Below are 17,072 nucleotides of genomic sequence, written 5' to 3'. Positions count from 1 at the left end.
TCCTTTAGTAGCTTTAAAGTAATATACCTGTAAAATTACGGATGCCGTTTCAATAACAAACAAGCCGCCGACTATAGCTAAAACTATTTCATGCTTATTAATGATGCTAATAATACCAAGCACACCGCCAAGACTTAGACTACCAGTATCGCCCATAAAAACTTCTGCCGGTTGTGCATTAAACCATAAAAATCCAAGGCAGCTACCGACTAATCCCGCACATAACACCGTTAACTCTCCGGTATTCGGTATATAGGTTAGCTGTAAGTAGTTCGAGTAAATTAGATTTCCTACTAAATAACTTATTAAAGCAAAAGAACCGGCAGTAAAAGCAATAGGAACGGTAGCAAGACCATCAAGACCATCCGTTAGATTCACGGCATTAGAAGAGCCAACTATAACAAATATAGCAAAAACTATATAAAAATAACCAAGATCCAAACTTAAATTTTTAAAAAACGGTACGTTAAGTAAATGACTTGGATTTTTATCGGTATATTCTAGTAAAACACATATGATTAAGCTAATAATTCCTTGCAGTAAAAGTTTACTTTTTCCTCTTACCCCATAATGGTTATTTTTAGTTACCTTAGCATAATCATCCATAAATCCTATAATACCGAAACTAATAAAACCAAATAACGTAATCCAAATATATTTATTAGTTAAATCAGCAAGTAATAAAGTAGAAAGACAACTAGACAAAATAATCATAATGCCCCCCATTGTCGGAGTACCTGCTTTTGTTTGATGCGATTCAGGTCCGTCTGAACGTATAGGCTGACCGTTTTTTTGAAGAGATCGCAGAAATTTTATTAATATCGGACCTGTGATAAAGCTAAGACTTAGAGTTATAATAATAGCAAGCCCGCTACGAAAAGTAATATAGTGAAATAAATTAGCTATATGTGAATTATGGATATGAGGAAGTAAAAGATTGTATAACATTTGTAGATTTAAATTAAAAAGTATATTTAAGACATTATTGTGTGGCTAGAAAAACGCACTCGATGTCATACCGTGGCTTGACCACGGTATCCATCTTTTCACTAGACCCCGTGATCAAGGGTGACATTAAAGGTTACTGGATTCCTGCCTACGCGGGAATGACATAGTGATACATACAATATTAAGAATATCCTAGTGTATTTATTTATAATAATCAACAATCTTATCAAGTTTTACACCTCTGGAGCCTTTTATTAGGATAAGCTCATTACCTTCAAATAAATTCGTAATATGCGTAATTAATTCATCAACATTTTTAAAGTATTTTTTAGCTATTTTGGAAGGTAGTAAATCATAAATATATTTAGTATTTGCTCCTACTAAATAGACCTTAGAACAAGCAGCATCTAATATATAAGACACTAGTTCCTCATGTAACCGTTTAGAATTTTCCCCTAGCTCTAGCATATCGCCTATTATAGCAGTTTTATTCTCGGCAGGTACCTGTTTTAAATATTCTAATGCAGCTTTCATTGACTGCGGACTTGCGTTATAGTAATCACAAATTACACGACAATTTTGTATATTGATAATTTCCCCTCTTCCTTTAGTAGGAGAAATATTTGCTAAGTTATTTGCAGCTATCTCTATATCTTTATCTAATATATCGATAATTAAAAGTACACCGGTATAATTTTCGGCAAAATGCCGAGGAATAAACGGTATAGTTACATCTAAGACTTTATTATTTATCTTATACTTTAAGTAGACTTGCTCTCCTAGGTTCTCATATAAAACTAATTCTGCTGAAGTTTTAGATGATCTACCGAAGCTATGTATATCGGTGATAGAAAGTTTTTTTAATATCGATAATATTTTGTTATAGCAATTAGTATCGGCATTAATAACGGCAATATCATTTTTGCTAAAATTTTCAAAAATCTCACATTTAGCTTCTGCTACCTCTTCAAGCGAGTTAAAAAATTCTAAATGAGCCTCCGAAATATTAGTAATCATAGCAATATTCGGCTTTAATATTTGAACCAGCTCCCTTATCTCGCCTTTATGGTTCATGCCAAGCTCAAAAATAGCATATTCCGTATCATCAGCCATTGATGCAAGATTAATAAGTAATCCCAAGTGATTATTGAAGTTACCTCGGCTAGCAAAAACTAGACCTCTTATATAACTTGCTTCTAAAGGTAATTTGTACGTCAATCCGGTACTCACATCCTCACGTACTAAAGTGTACGCTGCGGTGCTGCGTTCCGTGTCTCCTTCAAATTCCTCTTTATTAGCTTCGTTATATAAGGGGTCTAATGATTTATAGTTAGTCTCAGTTAGTAGTGTTTTTAAAGCTTCTTTGGTAGAAGTTTTACCGACGCTACCGGTGATAGCGATGAATTTAGCTTTTGAATTCTCTCGTTTATATAAAGCCATTTTTTGTAGAGCTTCAAAACAATCCTCAACTAAGATAATTTTATCTTTATCTGCTATACCTATTTGCTTGCTAACGATTACGGCTACTGCTCCTTCATCTATTGCATCTAGAACATAATCGTGACCGTCTCTATTACCTTGAAGTGCTATAAATAAGTCACCTTTTTTAACGTCTTTGGAGTTAAATTGTACTTCATTACAATTTATAGAATTAGAGATTGTTATACCTAGTGCTTTATTTAAAGTTTCAGAATTCCAAATCATGTGTTTTTGTTACTTATATGTTGCTGTATGGCCTTTAAAAAGCATTCCGTGTCATCCCGTGGCTTGTCCACAGGATCCAGTAAAAAAATTATAAAATAATTTTTTCATATAAATCATGCCATTCTGGATTTTGAGACTCAATTAAATTTAATTTCCACTGTCTTTTATATTCTTTTAATAATTTTTCACGACTAATTGCAGCTATAATATCGTCATATTGTTCAAAATAAACTAATTTATTTATTATACTTAGAAGAAAATCCTTTGATTATTTTATGTTTATGCTCATAAGTACGTTTTATAATATTTGAAGTCACGCCAATATATAGTGTACCATTACGTCTACTAGCTAATATATATACATAATTTTGTTTCATTATATTATTAAATTCTGGATACCGGGGACAAGCCCCGGTATGACAATGTGTGCTTTTTTCGATCCATGCAACAACGCCGGTCAAGCTACGGGATGACAGGCTTTTATACACTTCCTTACAACCTCAGCATCATCAAAAGGTAATTTCTTATCGCCTATAATTTGGTAATTTTCATGACCTTTGCCGGCAATTAATAAGATATCATCTTGTTTTAAATTATTTATACCGTATTTAATAGCCTCTTCTCTATTTGCTATTTCTGTATAATCTGCTTTATCTATACTGCTTATGATTTCAGTTCTAATAATCTTTGGGTTTTCATTGCGTGGATTATCATCTGTAATTATGATGGTATCGGCAAGTTTTGCGGCTATTTGCCCCATAATACTTCTTTTTGTCTTATCACGATTACCGCCGCAGCCAAAAACTACACTTAGCTTACTATCACGTAATTTAATATTTTTCAGCTCCGTTAGAGCTTTTTCAAGAGCATCCGGAGTATGGGAATAATCAACGAAAATATTAGTGTTGCCTATTCGCTCCATTCTGCCTTTTACCGGTTTAACTTGCGTTAGAATTTCGATGATTTTATTAAAATCAAATCCGGTATAATGAACACTAAGAGCAGCAATTAATAAATTACTAGCCTGAAAACTACCAATTATTGGGGTATTAACATTATATTCTCTATTACTAAATATAAAATTAATATTTTGTCCTTTTAAAGAACCGTTAATTCTAGTTATTTCTAAATCACCTTTTTTCCCAACGGTTATAAATTTAATATTATGATTATGTAGATAATCTTTAACAAACTCTATTTCTTCTATATCAGAATTTAATATTGCAAGACCGCCATGTAATAAATGATCAGTAGACATCTTTCCAAACTTCGCTTCTAGAGGTAATTTATACGTCGATCCGGTACTCGAATCTGCACGATCGCTTGTATACGCTGCGGTTCTGCGTTCCGTGTCTCCTTTAAATTCCTCTCTATAAGCGAATTTGGAAAGATGTCTAGTAAATAATTTCAGTTTGGCTAATAAATAATTTTCTTTTGTATGGTGATAATCTAGATGATCCTGACTAAAGCTAGTAAAACATGCGATATTTACTTTTATTTCCCCAAGCCTTGCTTGATCAAGACCATGGCTAGAAGCTTCAAAAGCTAAATATTCTATACCGTTTTCAGCTAAATTATGAGCAATTTTTCTAAAGCTTAAGTAATCTAAAGTTGTTAATTCCGGTACATCATTTATAAGATTATCGCAGCCAAATATTTCTACCCCTATCGTACCTATAGATGCTGCTTTTTTCCCAAGTAATGAATATGTTTGAACTATATAGGATACTACCGAGCTTTTACCGTTAGTACCGGTTACGGCTATTAGATTCTTTGGTTTTTTAGGATAGAATATTTCTATGGCTTCATATAAAGCTGCTTGCACATCTTCTACGTAAATTACTTTATCTATAACAATATTTTTTTTATTGTCCGTAATTACTAATGCTGCCGCCTGATCTAAAGCATCCTTAATAAAATCATTTCCATCGACATTTTGTCCTTTAATCACAAAAAAGACGTCTTTATCCTTAACGGTTTTAGAATTAATCGACAAACCTTTTACATTATGTTGTTGAAATAATTGCTTTAGGTTAGGGAGCATGTTTATTATATTATTATATTTAATGTCATTCCAGCAACGGCGGGAATCCAGTAAAAGCACATTAGGTGTCATCCCGTGGTCAAGCCACGGTATGACACAGTAGGCTTTGCCTCTCTTCGCAATGACACTTAAATTTCTATTAAATTCCAAAGTAGTTGATTTGCCTCAACAATTATATTTTTATCTACTAATTTCCTGATAAATACTAATTTATTGTCCGGCTTGATTTTTGCCTGATTAGAGTAAGCACTAACAAATTTTAAAATTTTATCAGTCATATCGGCATTTTTATAAAATTTAATCACAAACCCGTTATCTCCTGAATCTAAATTCTCAATATTTAACTTAAAGCATAATAGCTTTATTTTTACAATATCAAGTAAATTATTAAATTCAATCGGTAGTGAGCCGAATCTATCAATCATCTCATCTTTAAATTTCTCTACTTCTATCTCATTGCTTAAATTACCTATTCTTCTATATAGCCCAAGTTTAAGAACCGAATCGGATACATAATTATCCGGAATAAAGACGGATAATCCCAAATTAATAGTCGGGATAAAGGGTTGTTCTGAAACAACCGGTTCATCTTTAAAAATAGCTATTTGTTCTTCCAGCATTTCTTGATAGCATTCTGTACCTACTTCTTTAATTTGTCCTGATTGTTCTTCACCTATCAAATTACCGAAGCCCCGTAAATCCATATCATGGCTTGCAATAGTAAAACCTGAGCCTAAAGCACAACTATTTTGTATTATCTCTAAGCGTCTTAAGGAGTGCGATGTCATCTTTTTATGACTTGCTACCGTTAGATAGGCATAGCCCCGCATTTTACCTCGACCTATTCGACCACGCAATTGATATAGCTGACTAAGACCCAGCATATCGGCCTTATGTATGATCATGGTATTTGCCGCGGTTATATCAATTCCTGATTCTATAATAGTAGTTGAGACTAGTATATCGAATTTGCCGGCATAAAACTCGCTCATAACCTCATCAATTTTACTCGGAGTCATTTTTCCATGAGCTATTTTATAGCTTAATTCCGGCACGATTTGTTTTAATTGTTTTTCGATATTCTCTATATCTTTAATTCTTGGAACTACATAAAAGCTTCTTCCGCCTCTAAAATGTTCGCGTAATAATGCATCTCTGATAATAACGGAATCAAATGGCATAACCGATGTACGAACTTCCAGCCTGTTTAGAGGCGGCGTTGCAATAATGCTAAGTTCTTTTAAACCGGTCATTGACATTTGCAGCGTTCGAGGAATCGGTGTTGCCGACATTGCAAGTACATGGGAAGAGGATTTTAGCGATTTAAGAAATTCTTTTTGACCGACACCGAAATGTTGTTCTTCATCGATTATTAACAATTTCAAATTAAAGAATTTTATATTTTTATGTAATAAAGAATGAGTGCCTATTATTATATTTATTTTACCGCTTTCAAGTTCCGATCTTATAATCTTTGCTTCTTTAGAACTAACAACGCTAGATAATTGCTTAATATTTAAACCAAAACCCTTAAACCTTTCTATGAACCTTGAAAAATGTTGACTACATAAAATAGTTGTCGGTACAACTACGGCTACTTGAGGTAAATGTTCATTTAGAGATTTTGCTACCATAAAGACGGCACGCATTGCTACCTCTGTTTTACCAAACCCGACATCACCGCATATTAACCTATCCATTAACATACCGTTTCTTAGATCTTCTTTAATATCGTTTATAGCGGTTAACTGGTCTTCCGTTTCGCTGAAAGGAAAATTAGCACAAAATTTATCATATTCTTCAAGGTCAAATTCAACGGAAGCACTGCTATTAAGTTTCCTTTTAGCTGCTATTTGTATTAAATGCAGTGCTATCTCTTTTATACGGTTTTTAAGTTTCGCCTTACTTCTTTGCCATGAGACGCTGCCAAGCTTATCAAGCTCCGCATTATCATTGCCGTATTTTTTTATTACCTCTATATTTTCAACGGGTATATATAATTTATCATTACCGGCATATAGAATCTTTAAAAAATCATGCAGTTTACCTTTGATTTCTAAAGCTTCCAGCCTTAAAAACTGCCCTATTCCATGATCTTTGTGTACTACAAACTCACCTTCAGCTAAATTATCAAGCTCCAGCAAGATATTTTTAAGCTTTTTGTTAGTGTTTATAGAACTAGGTTTTTCTTCTAATAATTCGCTAGCGGTAATAAATAAATATTCTTTCGTATAAAAGCTTTGATTTAAAGGAATTATCCCGACATTTATTACTGAAGCCTTAGCCTCATCTAATTTATTTATCTCATTATATTTATATTCATAATTTTGGGTGATACTTTTAACTCTCTCAAGACCGCTTAAAGAAGCTGCACCTATTACGGTTTTTTTAGAAGAATGAGCTTTAATAATCTCAAATAATTTATCGAAAACCGTTTTCTTTTCTATAAAACTTGCAGAACTAATATTTTCAATTAAGCTAGCCTGCTCGGAATTTTCATAACTAATTAATATAATAGACATCTTCCTAAACTTCGCTTCTAGGGGTAATTTAAACGTCGAACCGGTACTTGCATCCTCACGTACGCTTTTGTACACTGCGGTGCTGTGTTCCGTGTCTCCTTTAAATTCCTCTCTATAAGCTGGTTTGGAAAGATGTCTATTATTTTTTTGTTCCAGTAATTCCGTTATTTCAGAAGCGGTAAAATATAAGCTAGTCGGTGAAAGGGTGGGATAGAAACTATTAAATTTAAGTTTATTGGCCTCTGACCTTGCCGAATAAAAATCGTTATAGCTATGTTCAAATTCTAAAATGGCTTGTTTTGACAAATTATCGAATATGAAAATAGGATCGTTTAAATAATCTATTAAGTTAGAGCAGGAATTATAAAATAACGGAAGTAATTGTTCATATCCCGAGAATTTTCTTCCCGATATCACCGCCTCATATAAAGGATTATCGGTATGATTAACTCCAAAACTTCGTAAGTAATTATTCTTAAAATTACCGATTGTTTCAGAGTTTAAAACTATCTCATTTGCAGGACTAATAACGAGTTCCGTACAAGATTTAGTCGAAATTTGCGTATCAATATCAAATTCTTTTATTGATTCAATATAATCCCAGCTAAAATTAATTCTATAAGCTTTAGGACCTGGCAATATTATATCAATTATTTCGCCTCTAACCGCAAATTCCCCAACATCGATGCTACTCGCATTTCTTGTAAAGCTATTTTCTACTAGAAACATAGCAAGCTCATCCGTAGTAAATTTTATTTTAGGGGATAATTTCAAAAAATATTTAGAAAAAAAATCTTTCGGAGGTAATTTGTTTAATAAGCTCGCTGCATGAGTGATGAGTAATTTGCCGTTACTATTATTTGTTGTTAGCTTGGTTAATGTTTCTGCACGTCTAGATAAGATATTTGCATTTGGTGACGTATGGTCATAAGGGATGGTATCATAGCTTGGAAAGTAATAAATATTTTCATTAGAAGAAAAAAATAAAGCTTGCTTGTATAATTGCAACGCCTCCTCTTCATTACTTGCACTCAAGATAAAATCTTGCTTAAGATTCTTAGTAAAATTATCGATTGCAAAGAAAGATTTGGCAGCCGCCGGAAATTTTTGTTGTAACATTCTACAGGAGTTTATATTTTTGCTATTTTGCGTAATTTATCAATTATTTCGGCATCTAGATAAGAAGGAGCAGAAGATTTATTATTAATCCAATTATAAAGATCATTATCACTTTGATCAAGTATTAAAGAATAGCTTCCAAGTTTTTTTTCATCCATTAAGGATAGGTACTTTTCGACAAAGCTACCGAGTATATAATCCATTTCTCTGCAACCGCGATTTTTACTACGGTAAAAAAGTTTCTTTTGTAAAGCGTTTTTATTTAATTTATTCATCTATAACATCTTGCAAAATTTTTTTATAATAATATTATTAAAATTATCAGATACCAAGATCATTTTAAAATGCTTTAATAATTAAGCACTCTAAATAAATCCATTCTACATGGGTAAAATTCTATTAACTTTTATTATCAATAACAGCAAGAAAGCGTAAATATGTCGGTTCAAAATATTTGTTCTACAAAAGCTTATGATATACTAATTTCAAATGATAATGCTTTTCTTGTAGATGTTAGAACTAGAGAAGAGTGGCAACAAGTGGGGATACCTCATTTAGATAATAAAAATAAGGGGATCTTTCTAAGTTGGCAATTGAATAAAGATTTTGAAGATAATTTTTTATCTATAATTAAAGATAAAATAGGTGCAACAAACTTCTTACATAACACAGCTAATAAGGAGGAATTTGAAGGAAACACGGAACACAGCACCGCAGCGTACATTTTAGTACGTGAGGATTCGAGTACCGGATTGACGTACAAATTACCCTTAGAAGCAAGTTATGTAAGAAGTTTGTTAATATTTTTTCTGTGCCGTTCAGAATAGGTCCTTTATAGCAGCAAATTTTATAACTAATATAGTTATAAAATTTGTTATAATATTAGTGACGGCTTTGAAGGAAATAATCAAGACAAAGGTTGGAAACAAAATAACTTACCGTGGCAGTTTTAAGTGAGTACTAATCAAATAATTTTAACGGATCAAGGTGATAATTATGTAAATGTCTGGAGTCACGTGGCTCAAGATCTTTACAATCATTACGGTGAAACTCTATATAATAGCTGGTTTAGTAAAGTCAATTTTATAGAATCTTCATTAAATACTGTTATTCTTTGTGCCCCTACTAACTTTGTTAGAGATTGGATAAAATCCAAGTACTCTATGGTCATATTGCAACTATTTCAACATTATAATAATACCATTAAGTCGATTGAAATAATTACTAAAGAGTTACCTGGAACAACCCAAACAGTTATAGAATTACCTACTAAGACTTTTGCCGATATCGGCAGCAGTGAACTTAATTCGGGAAATATCTTTTCAACCCTTGACGTACGTTTTACTTTCGATAATTTTGTGGTTGGAGCCCCAAATGAGCTAGCTTATGCAGCAGCAAGAGCAGTTGCGGAATCATCAGGTGCGGTTTCTGAGTCTAATCCGCTTTTTCTATATGGCGGCGTAGGGCTTGGTAAAACTCATTTAATGCATGCAATCGGTTGGTATATCAAGCAGAATAACCCAAACCGCAAAGTTATATACATGTCGGCAGAGAAGTTTATGTATCAGTTTGTTAAAGCTCTGCGTAATAAAGAAGTAATCTCATTTAAAGAGAAATTCCGCTCGGTTGACGTATTAATGATTGATGACATTCAATTTATTTGCGGTAAAGATAGTACGCAGGAAGAATTTTTCCATACTTTTAATACATTGATTGATAATAACCGTCAAATGGTTATTTCTTGTGATCGGTCGCCTTCAGATTTAGATAATATTGAAGATCGGATAAAATCTCGTCTTGGATGGGGCTTAGTTGCCGACGTTCATAGTACTACTTATGAGTTACGACTCGGTATTCTAGAATCTAAGATTGAGCAGATGAACGTTAAAATACCAAAAGATGTAATTGATTTTTTAGCATCTAAAATCGTTTCAAACGTTAGAGAACTTGAAGGAGCTTTAAATAAAGTGATAGCTCATTCTAATTTTACTTTAAAAGAAATTACACTCGAAAATACACAAAATATTTTAAGAGATTTATTACGTTCTAATGAAAGAATAATTACTGTTGAAGATATTCAGAAAAAAGTAGCTAGTCGTTATAATATTAAATTATCCGATATGTCTTCTTCTCGAAGATTACGAGAAGTTGCAAGACCGCGTCAAATAGCTATGTATCTTAGTAAAACATTAACGCCGAAAAGCCTTGCAGATATCGGTAAAAAATTCGGTAAAAAAGACCACACAACGGTTATGCATGCTATTAAGAAAGTAGAAGAATTGCTGGAAAACGATATAGAACTACGTGAAGAGATTAATTTGCTGATGAAAATATTGCAGAACTAAATGTCATACCGTGGTCAAGCTGGCTTTATTGCATGGCCTGAAAAACCGACTCGATGTCATTCCCGCGAAAGCGGGAATCCAGGGTAAAGCGAGATAAATCGAGCTTTTAATTTTAAAAACTTATTGTGTATAACCTTTAAATTACTGGATTCCCGCTTTCGCGGGAATGACATAAACAGCAATGCAACAAAGCCAAAACGTCGCAGGAATGACATAGGTATATACCAAATGCCCTCAAAAAATGATTCAGTAAAAGAAATTTTTTCAAGATTATCCGGAAAATACCGGATTAACAGAATTATAGATAATCATGGTTACGGCGAGGGGGTAGCATATTTCCTATCTGAAAGTTTAAATGAATTAATCTATAAAGAGGAATTGCAAATTCACTATAACGACTACGATTATCAAATCCACGCTAATTAAAGAATATAGATATATTTTTAAGAATAGTAATATTACAAAATATTTTATTGCTCCTGAAAATAGCTTATTTTATCGTTTAGATTTTATAGATAATTCAAGAGCTACAGGTAGTCATCTATGTGGTAAAGATCAATATAATGTACCTATATATTTTTAAATCCTGATTCATTTACTCTTAGCTACCAAGTTCTAGGACCTCAAAAAGACTATAATATTAGTACTGTTTTTAATAGGATATAGAATCATCAAAGCTTTCTCCCACTCCTATTAACTTTAATGCTTCTTCTATAGTTTTATCTAGTTCTTCATCATGAGTTTTTAATATTTTATTGCTGTCATAGTCATAATTACCCTCATTTTCTAGGTTTTTGCTCTTTAATGAAAGCTTTAATTTAGTTTTAAATGATACAGGGGAAATAGTTTGGTTAAATTTTGCTGTAATATCTTGTAATACATCTTTGGTATATTCAGGTGCATCAATGTCATACCACTCTTTTATTTTACCGCATAAAATTTGTAGAATTTCAGGTAATATTTTTTTTATTTCTTTCTTGAGAGATGCTTGTTTTTGAGCTAAAAACCTTTCAATATTTTTTAAGCTTTCAGTAAATTCCAAGTAGGTTATTTCAATTAAATCCTTTAAATCTTGAGAAAAATCCTTTTTTTTAAGCAATTTAGTTTTTGTAAGCTTTAAATTACGTTCTCCTGCTTTAAGAACTAAAGCAGTTAAATTTTGGTCTAATGAATTTAACAAATCTATAGGACAATGTTTTAGTTTATTAACTTGTTCTAAAAAATGTTTGATATCATTAAGGCGCTTATATTATCTATATTTTTACCTTTATTAAACTGTACTAAAACCATAATATCAAGGCTTTGTGCTATATTTTCTAATTTAAAATTATTTAAGTTTTCACTAAGCCATTTTATTAAAATATTGCCTTCTCTGATAAGTAATAGATGACCGTTTTGTACATTTGTAGTATCATAATCTATTGGATAGGAATCAGGTAACACATATTTATAGTTTTTAATTATGTCTCTTGTTTGAGCAATAGCATGCTTTGCAGACATAGGAAAAAGCTTCTTATTTAATAGAAATATACTATTATAAGTTCTAGAAAAATCGGAGCCGTAAATAAGGTTGTATTATTTCTATGCATCTTAACTGTAAATAGCAAATGCGTTAACTTTTCAGCAAAGTGATTTAGTTTTCGTGGCAATTCTTCTATATTTTGTGTCGGTTCTTTAGCATGTACCACTTCAAATATACGTTTTATAATAGCATGTTTATATTTTTGCTCTTGCTCAAATTTAGATAAAATTTCATCATATTTTCCTAAGCCCGGTACATCTGTTTGTACATTACCAGTTTTATAATGTACTATATGATTAATTGTAAAAGTTTCTTCTTTAGTATTTGAGATCTTACATATTAGTAGATAAATCATTGTTTGTTTCTTCTAAAATCCGATGCTTTTAGTTGATTTTTATTGTTCCTGCCAATTATTTCAGCAAAAGCTAAAAATCCTTTAGAATTATATATTGTAAAATTTAATGGGTTATTACTTATGCTTTTTAAGTTGATATTACTGTTTTGTAATTCTTGTAATAATACTTTTTTGACATGATCAGCAGTAATATTTTTTTAAAGTAAATATCTTAGGAATAGAGCGGTTTGGATTAAATATGAAATGCAATAGCTTCTGATAATCCGTATTGCTTATATTTTCTTTGTTATCATCTTTAAATAATTTATTAAAATGCTTATTAAAAGCATTTTTGATAATATTAAAATTTTCTTCGTAATAATCACTATCTAAGGTTAATATTTCAGATTTAATTTTTTTATTAAGTATTTCTAATAGTAGAATATTTAAAGAATCTATCGGCTCAATTATGTAATATTAAACCTACTCTAAGTTTAAGATCATTAGACTTATGTATATAATTAATATTTAGTATATTTCTTAGTAAAAAATCAAGATGTTGAGGCGAAGTATAATCTTCTTTTGCCTCTTCCTCAGAAGAGCTATCAAAGTTTTCGTATTTTAGTGTCATTATTTATAGTATAATTAGTGTTAAATTATTCAGAAAAAAATATTCCAAGGAGCGGAGTTAAAATCTCTAGAGTATCTTCAGTATCAGTAAGCGAACCACACTCATCTCTATATAATAAATCATTTGTAATATTTATAACATTCAAAGTTTCACCGGTATTGCCTTCTTAACAATTTTTAAATGCTAAGACTTTAGTAAAATTATTAGTCTCAAGATATTTAAGTAACTTTTTCTTTGCATAAATAATTTTGCCTTCATCATTAGCAATATTATTAAGTTTCTCTCCAACCTTACTCATCATTATATTTACTTCTTTAGCTAATAACTTAGGGGCGATGTCATAATTACTAGATTTAAGCATATCTCATACCATTATAGTTATAATATTAGCTATATACTAAATATTAATCATTAATCAAGTCTTCTTTACTAATAGTTACAATTTTATTTTATAGGTTAAATTGTTAAGTTTATACAAATAAATTTATTGACAATTATTAACTTTTATTATATTTTTATTTTATAGGTTAAATTGTTAAGTTTATACAAATAAATTTATTGACAATATATTAACTTTTATTATATATTGCCGCACAATCTAAATATTTACGGTATTGTGATGACAGAAAAAATTGATAATATAAAAATCCACAGAACACTTACACTTTCCGGCGGCGGGGTTAAAATCGCTGCAATGTTTCCTTTTCTTATAGAACTCGAGGAACGAACAGGGAAATCTATTTCCGAGCTATTCCCTATTATGGCAGGAGCTAGTGCCGGTGCTCTTGCAGCTGCCTTATTAACAATTCCAAAAGAACCGGGTTCAAAAGAAGCAAAATATAGTGCTAAAGAAGCATTTGAGATATTTAAATCAAGTGCAAGTGATATATTCCCCAATACTTTCTTAGGGTCGGTTAAACAAATATTTACTCATAAACATAGTCAGAAACCTTTAAAAGAATTATTAGAAAAATATATAAGTGATAATAGGATGGATAGCCCTACTTCCCGCCTTATTATTTCGGTAAATGATTTGACTACTAATGGTACGGGATTAGAAATTTTTGACAGCTTTCACGGCTATGGTCCTCATGTAAAATTAAAAGACATATTACTTGCCACAACTGCTGCTCCTACTTATTTTAAGCCCGTTATAGGTCCTACATACGCATATGCAGATGGAGGTCTCGATACTAACAGACCGGAAAATGAAGTTTTAAAATTGCTTAAAAAAGGTTATCTCCATAAAGAGCAAAATCATATACGCGAAGAGAAAACCCTCACACGTGAAGAGCAGAAAGAGATATTAGATCATACTATGGTATGTGCCATTAATTTCAGTAATGATCTCGAACCTACGAATTCCATACCTAAAATCGGCTTTGACGGAGTAATAGGTTGGCTTGTGAAAGGAAAGTTGATAAACAGGCTTATGACAAATAAAGAAGCATCTTCCACTGCAGAAGCTAAAAATGATCTGCCGGCAAAAGATGAATTTTTTGAAATAGGATTGCCTATTACTAAAGAGACTGAAAGCTTAGATAATGCAAGTCCTGAGAATATAGCAAAATTAGAAGAAATAGGACGTAAATATGTAGCAGAGAATAGCGAACAAATACAAAGATTATGTGATACTTTAATAGATAATTTAAATAAAGAACAAGCAGCTAATCAAACCGTAGAGTTGATAGATGAAAATTTTGAAGCAGAAGAGAATATAGAAAACAATAACGAGGCAATTAATAAAACGATAGCTCAAGCTCTAGACTCTGATGATGAAGGTTTTGAAGAAGATCCAGAGTATGAAAAAGAAGAATTATTAACCGGCATTAAGAAATTTTTAAATGCATTTAGTAAGCAGAATCCAACATTAAAAAACGATATAGATAACTTTTTACAGAAAGCAGCAAATTATACATTAGAAGAAATTAAAGAGTGTATTGTCAGTTTTGAACAAGCTAGTTCAAAATGGCAAAGCGAGCCGAATAACCTTGATGTATTTAGTAGCTGCAGTATGGAAGCCTTAAAAGAGGATATTACTCTTGAGGGTGAAGAGCATACAGATGATGTACCGGGTTATAATGAGATTGTAGCATAATATTCTTTTGCCTCCCTAATAAAATTCTTAATGTCTCATTCCTAGCTAAAAACGGCTTTGTTGCATGGATACCAAATCGTCATTGCGAGCGACTGAAAGGAGCGTGGCAACCTCAGGACTTTGGCACGAGATTGCTTCGTCAAAATTTTCAATTTTTCCTCGCAATGACGACACCTGTCTTTAGTTAGGAATACTTGGCTTTTTCTTATATAAAATCCAAATACAGTAAAACGAAATAGCAGAGCTAATACTTAAAATGAAGCATAATAAAGCAAAATTGCTTATCGTTTCGCCGTGTATTTTAGAAACCAAATAAGTTACAGCAGCGATAACTACGTAGTATATTGCACCGAATATAGATCCTGCTGTACCTGTTACTTTAGCATAATCCTCCAGTACATAACGAAGCGTCATAGGGATAAGTAGATTATGCCCAACCATATGAATCATCATCGGTACAAATATTATAGCAATTGCAAGACTATGACTCGCTGAAACAACTTCTAATATAAAAGCATTTACCGCAAATAATATACAACCGCACAGACTAAAAATAAATCCTAAACCCATAACTTTTTTATCGTGTACATGGCGTTTTTTATTAAATACCCTACTAAAAACCCTCCAAAGATAGCGGCAAAAGATAACAAAAACGCTAATGTACCGTAAAAAGATAGCGAAACTTTCATTTTATCAATAAAAATAAAAGGAGCTTCTATGAAAAAAACATAATATATGCCGTTAAATGCACCAATGATAAAAGCATATAACCAAAGAATTTTATCTTTAGTAATTACCTGCAAAACCTCAAAATATTTACTGCTTTGGGAAAAATCTATATAAGAATTTGTTTCAGGTAAAACTTTATAATATAAAGCTAATAATATAGTACCGGTAAGGCTAAAAAATACAAAAACATAATGCCAGCTTGAATATTCTATATTGAATATTCTATAATATAGCCCCCTATAGATGAACCTAGAGAAGGGATAAATAACAGCCACGGAGATAAGCTAGCATAGACATATGATAATTCCGAACCTTGATAGGAGTCTCTAGCCATAGCCTGCCCAATAACAGAACCTACACTTACACCGAAAGCTTGTACAAAACGAGCTATCATCAGCATTTCTATATTAACTGCAAAAATGCTAATAATGGAAGATACAACATAAATAAAAAGCCCTAATAAAGCTATAGGTCTTCTGCCGTAAATATCCGATAATCTGCCAAGCGATAATATACCAAGAGCAAACCCTAGAAAATATAATGTAGACGTAATTTGAGTGATACCGCCGTCAATACCGAAATATTTAGTTAAACTCGGTAATCCTTGAAGTATAAAATTGTTTCCGTAGTCGGTGATAAAATAAATAAGCATAGAAGCATCCATGCCGGAATCTTCGCAATAATTTTCATAAGTTTTATAATACTCTAATACGCTATATTAATTTAAGAAAAAATAAACACTTATGAAAAGTTTTCAATATTATTTACAATAGATTTTTCTTTTTTTCTTTCTCAAGCTACTCTTTTTGCTGTAGTTTATCTAAATATTTATTGTAAAACTCATTAGTTATATACATTAACTCCATATCAAAATTAAGATGTGGAGAATCTAAAGTAATAGTGCAGTCATCATCAAACAAAAATCGCCTTTTTATCACCGACAAAAGGTATATTTTTTTCTTTTAATGTATATTTTTCTGATAACATACCAAATAATTCATTAAAATCATTTTTGCTCATTACTAAAATTACAGCTTGCACTATATTATTATTACATATTATTAAAGCTTCTGAAA

At 31.6% G+C, this 17,072-nt stretch carries 14 protein-coding genes and 4 pseudogenes; 6 read left to right on the top strand and 12 right to left on the bottom strand.

The window, feature by feature from the left end:
* The 6 genes and pseudogenes from mraY to D6968_RS00365 form a co-directional block, all read right to left on the bottom strand.
* A partial coding sequence (mraY, locus tag D6968_RS00400) for a phospho-N-acetylmuramoyl-pentapeptide-transferase (protein ID WP_121542629.1) occupies positions 1–948 on the bottom strand: 948 nt, incomplete at its 3' end.
* 201 nt (positions 949–1,149) lie between these two features.
* Positions 1,150–2,652 carry a UDP-N-acetylmuramoyl-tripeptide--D-alanyl-D-alanine ligase gene (murF, locus tag D6968_RS00390; protein ID WP_121542625.1) on the bottom strand — a complete coding sequence of 501 codons (1,503 nt, stop codon included), beginning with the start codon at positions 2,650–2,652 and terminating at the stop codon, positions 1,150–1,152.
* A gap of 88 nt (positions 2,653–2,740) precedes the next feature.
* A pseudogene (locus D6968_RS00380) lies at positions 2,741–3,029 on the bottom strand (GIY-YIG nuclease family protein).
* An 80-nt stretch (positions 3,030–3,109) separates the two neighbouring features.
* Entirely contained in the window at positions 3,110–4,696 is a 1,587-nt protein-coding gene (locus D6968_RS00375) for a UDP-N-acetylmuramoyl-L-alanyl-D-glutamate--2,6-diaminopimelate ligase (RefSeq protein WP_121542633.1), read from the bottom strand.
* A 128-nt stretch (positions 4,697–4,824) separates the two neighbouring features.
* Positions 4,825–8,337: a transcription-repair coupling factor gene (gene mfd, locus D6968_RS00370; RefSeq protein WP_121542623.1), complete on the bottom strand. Its 3,513-nt coding sequence runs from the start codon at positions 8,335–8,337 to the stop codon at positions 4,825–4,827.
* Between the two features lie 11 nt (positions 8,338–8,348).
* Positions 8,349–8,612 carry an FAD assembly factor SdhE gene (locus tag D6968_RS00365; protein ID WP_121542621.1) on the bottom strand — a complete coding sequence of 88 codons (264 nt, stop codon included), beginning with the start codon at positions 8,610–8,612 and terminating at the stop codon, positions 8,349–8,351.
* 162 nt (positions 8,613–8,774) lie between these two features.
* On the opposite strand from D6968_RS00365, the gene D6968_RS06370 reads away from it, so the two are divergent.
* The 4 genes and pseudogenes from D6968_RS06370 to D6968_RS06365 all read left to right on the top strand — a co-directional run bounded on the left by D6968_RS06370 (position 8,775) and on the right by D6968_RS06365 (position 11,348).
* Entirely contained in the window at positions 8,775–9,164 is a 390-nt protein-coding gene (locus tag D6968_RS06370; RefSeq protein ID WP_342767325.1) for a palindromic element RPE1 domain-containing protein, read from the top strand.
* Between the two features lie 126 nt (positions 9,165–9,290).
* Entirely contained in the window at positions 9,291–10,682 is a 1,392-nt protein-coding gene (gene dnaA / locus D6968_RS00350) for a chromosomal replication initiator protein DnaA (RefSeq protein WP_121542619.1), read from the top strand.
* Positions 10,683–10,910: 228 nt separating this feature from the next.
* Positions 10,911–11,108 carry a hypothetical protein gene (locus D6968_RS00340; protein WP_121542617.1) on the top strand — a complete coding sequence of 66 codons (198 nt, stop codon included), beginning with the start codon at positions 10,911–10,913 and terminating at the stop codon, positions 11,106–11,108.
* A pseudogene (locus D6968_RS06365) lies at positions 11,050–11,348 on the top strand (DUF6314 family protein). The gene D6968_RS00340 and the pseudogene D6968_RS06365 overlap by 59 nt, the downstream one beginning before the upstream one ends.
* Here D6968_RS06365 and D6968_RS05530 read toward each other — a convergent pair.
* From D6968_RS05530 to D6968_RS00315, 5 genes are all read right to left on the bottom strand, one after another.
* Positions 11,335–11,862, bottom strand: a complete 528-nt coding sequence (locus tag D6968_RS05530; protein ID WP_245968947.1) for a hypothetical protein — start codon at positions 11,860–11,862, stop codon at positions 11,335–11,337. The pseudogene D6968_RS06365 and the gene D6968_RS05530 overlap by 14 nt on opposite strands.
* Positions 11,863–11,897: 35 nt before the next feature.
* Positions 11,898–12,182 (bottom strand): hypothetical protein, encoded by a 285-nt coding sequence (locus D6968_RS05525; protein WP_245968946.1) that lies wholly within the window; start codon positions 12,180–12,182, stop codon positions 11,898–11,900.
* A 17-nt stretch (positions 12,183–12,199) separates the two neighbouring features.
* Positions 12,200–12,559 carry a hypothetical protein gene (locus D6968_RS05520; protein WP_245968944.1) on the bottom strand — a complete coding sequence of 120 codons (360 nt, stop codon included), beginning with the start codon at positions 12,557–12,559 and terminating at the stop codon, positions 12,200–12,202.
* Between the two features lie 442 nt (positions 12,560–13,001).
* Positions 13,002–13,169 carry a hypothetical protein gene (locus D6968_RS05515; protein ID WP_245968942.1) on the bottom strand — a complete coding sequence of 56 codons (168 nt, stop codon included), beginning with the start codon at positions 13,167–13,169 and terminating at the stop codon, positions 13,002–13,004.
* Positions 13,170–13,335: 166 nt separating this feature from the next.
* The gene (locus D6968_RS00315; protein WP_121542615.1) at positions 13,336–13,530 is read right to left on the bottom strand and encodes a hypothetical protein; all 195 of its coding nucleotides are present in this window, start codon (positions 13,528–13,530) and stop codon (positions 13,336–13,338) included.
* A gap of 258 nt (positions 13,531–13,788) precedes the next feature.
* Here D6968_RS00315 and D6968_RS00310 point away from each other — a divergent pair, with 258 nt between their 5' ends.
* The gene (locus D6968_RS00310; RefSeq protein ID WP_121542613.1) at positions 13,789–15,267 is read left to right on the top strand and encodes a patatin-like phospholipase family protein; all 1,479 of its coding nucleotides are present in this window, start codon (positions 13,789–13,791) and stop codon (positions 15,265–15,267) included.
* Between the two features lie 68 nt (positions 15,268–15,335).
* A pseudogene (locus D6968_RS06360) lies at positions 15,336–15,437 on the top strand (octaprenyl-diphosphate synthase); the annotation flags it as partial.
* 10 nt (positions 15,438–15,447) lie between these two features.
* Here D6968_RS06360 and D6968_RS00305 read toward each other — a convergent pair.
* Positions 15,448–16,686: pseudogene (locus tag D6968_RS00305) on the bottom strand (Bcr/CflA family efflux MFS transporter).
* Positions 16,687–17,072 lie beyond the last annotated feature (386 nt).

This window comes from Candidatus Rickettsia colombianensi (genome assembly GCF_003664375.1).
Lineage (GTDB): Bacteria > Pseudomonadota > Alphaproteobacteria > Rickettsiales > Rickettsiaceae > Rickettsia > Rickettsia tamurae.
Note: the sequence above shows the minus strand (reverse complement) of the source record. Positions and strands in the feature narration are given on the sequence as shown.

What these genes read in the sequence shown, in the direction of transcription:
- mfd (WP_121542623.1), bottom strand. Translation starts at nt 8,337, where the DNA reads ATGTTACAACAAAAATTTCCGGCGGCTGCCAAATCTTTCTTTGCAATC.
- D6968_RS06370 (WP_342767325.1), top strand. Translation starts at nt 8,775, where the DNA reads ATGTCGGTTCAAAATATTTGTTCTACAAAAGCTTATGATATACTAATT.
- D6968_RS00340 (WP_121542617.1), top strand. Translation starts at nt 10,911, where the DNA reads ATGCCCTCAAAAAATGATTCAGTAAAAGAAATTTTTTCAAGATTATCC.
- D6968_RS00310 (WP_121542613.1), top strand. Translation starts at nt 13,789, where the DNA reads ATGACAGAAAAAATTGATAATATAAAAATCCACAGAACACTTACACTT.
- D6968_RS05520 (WP_245968944.1), bottom strand. Translation starts at nt 12,559, where the DNA reads ATGATTTATCTACTAATATGTAAGATCTCAAATACTAAAGAAGAAACT.
- murF (WP_121542625.1), bottom strand. Translation starts at nt 2,652, where the DNA reads ATGATTTGGAATTCTGAAACTTTAAATAAAGCACTAGGTATAACAATC.
- D6968_RS00375 (WP_121542633.1), bottom strand. Translation starts at nt 4,696, where the DNA reads ATGCTCCCTAACCTAAAGCAATTATTTCAACAACATAATGTAAAAGGT.
- D6968_RS05525 (WP_245968946.1), bottom strand. Translation starts at nt 12,182, where the DNA reads ATGTCTGCAAAGCATGCTATTGCTCAAACAAGAGACATAATTAAAAAC.
- D6968_RS00315 (WP_121542615.1), bottom strand. Translation starts at nt 13,530, where the DNA reads ATGCTTAAATCTAGTAATTATGACATCGCCCCTAAGTTATTAGCTAAA.
- D6968_RS05515 (WP_245968942.1), bottom strand. Translation starts at nt 13,169, where the DNA reads ATGACACTAAAATACGAAAACTTTGATAGCTCTTCTGAGGAAGAGGCA.
- D6968_RS00365 (WP_121542621.1), bottom strand. Translation starts at nt 8,612, where the DNA reads ATGAATAAATTAAATAAAAACGCTTTACAAAAGAAACTTTTTTACCGT.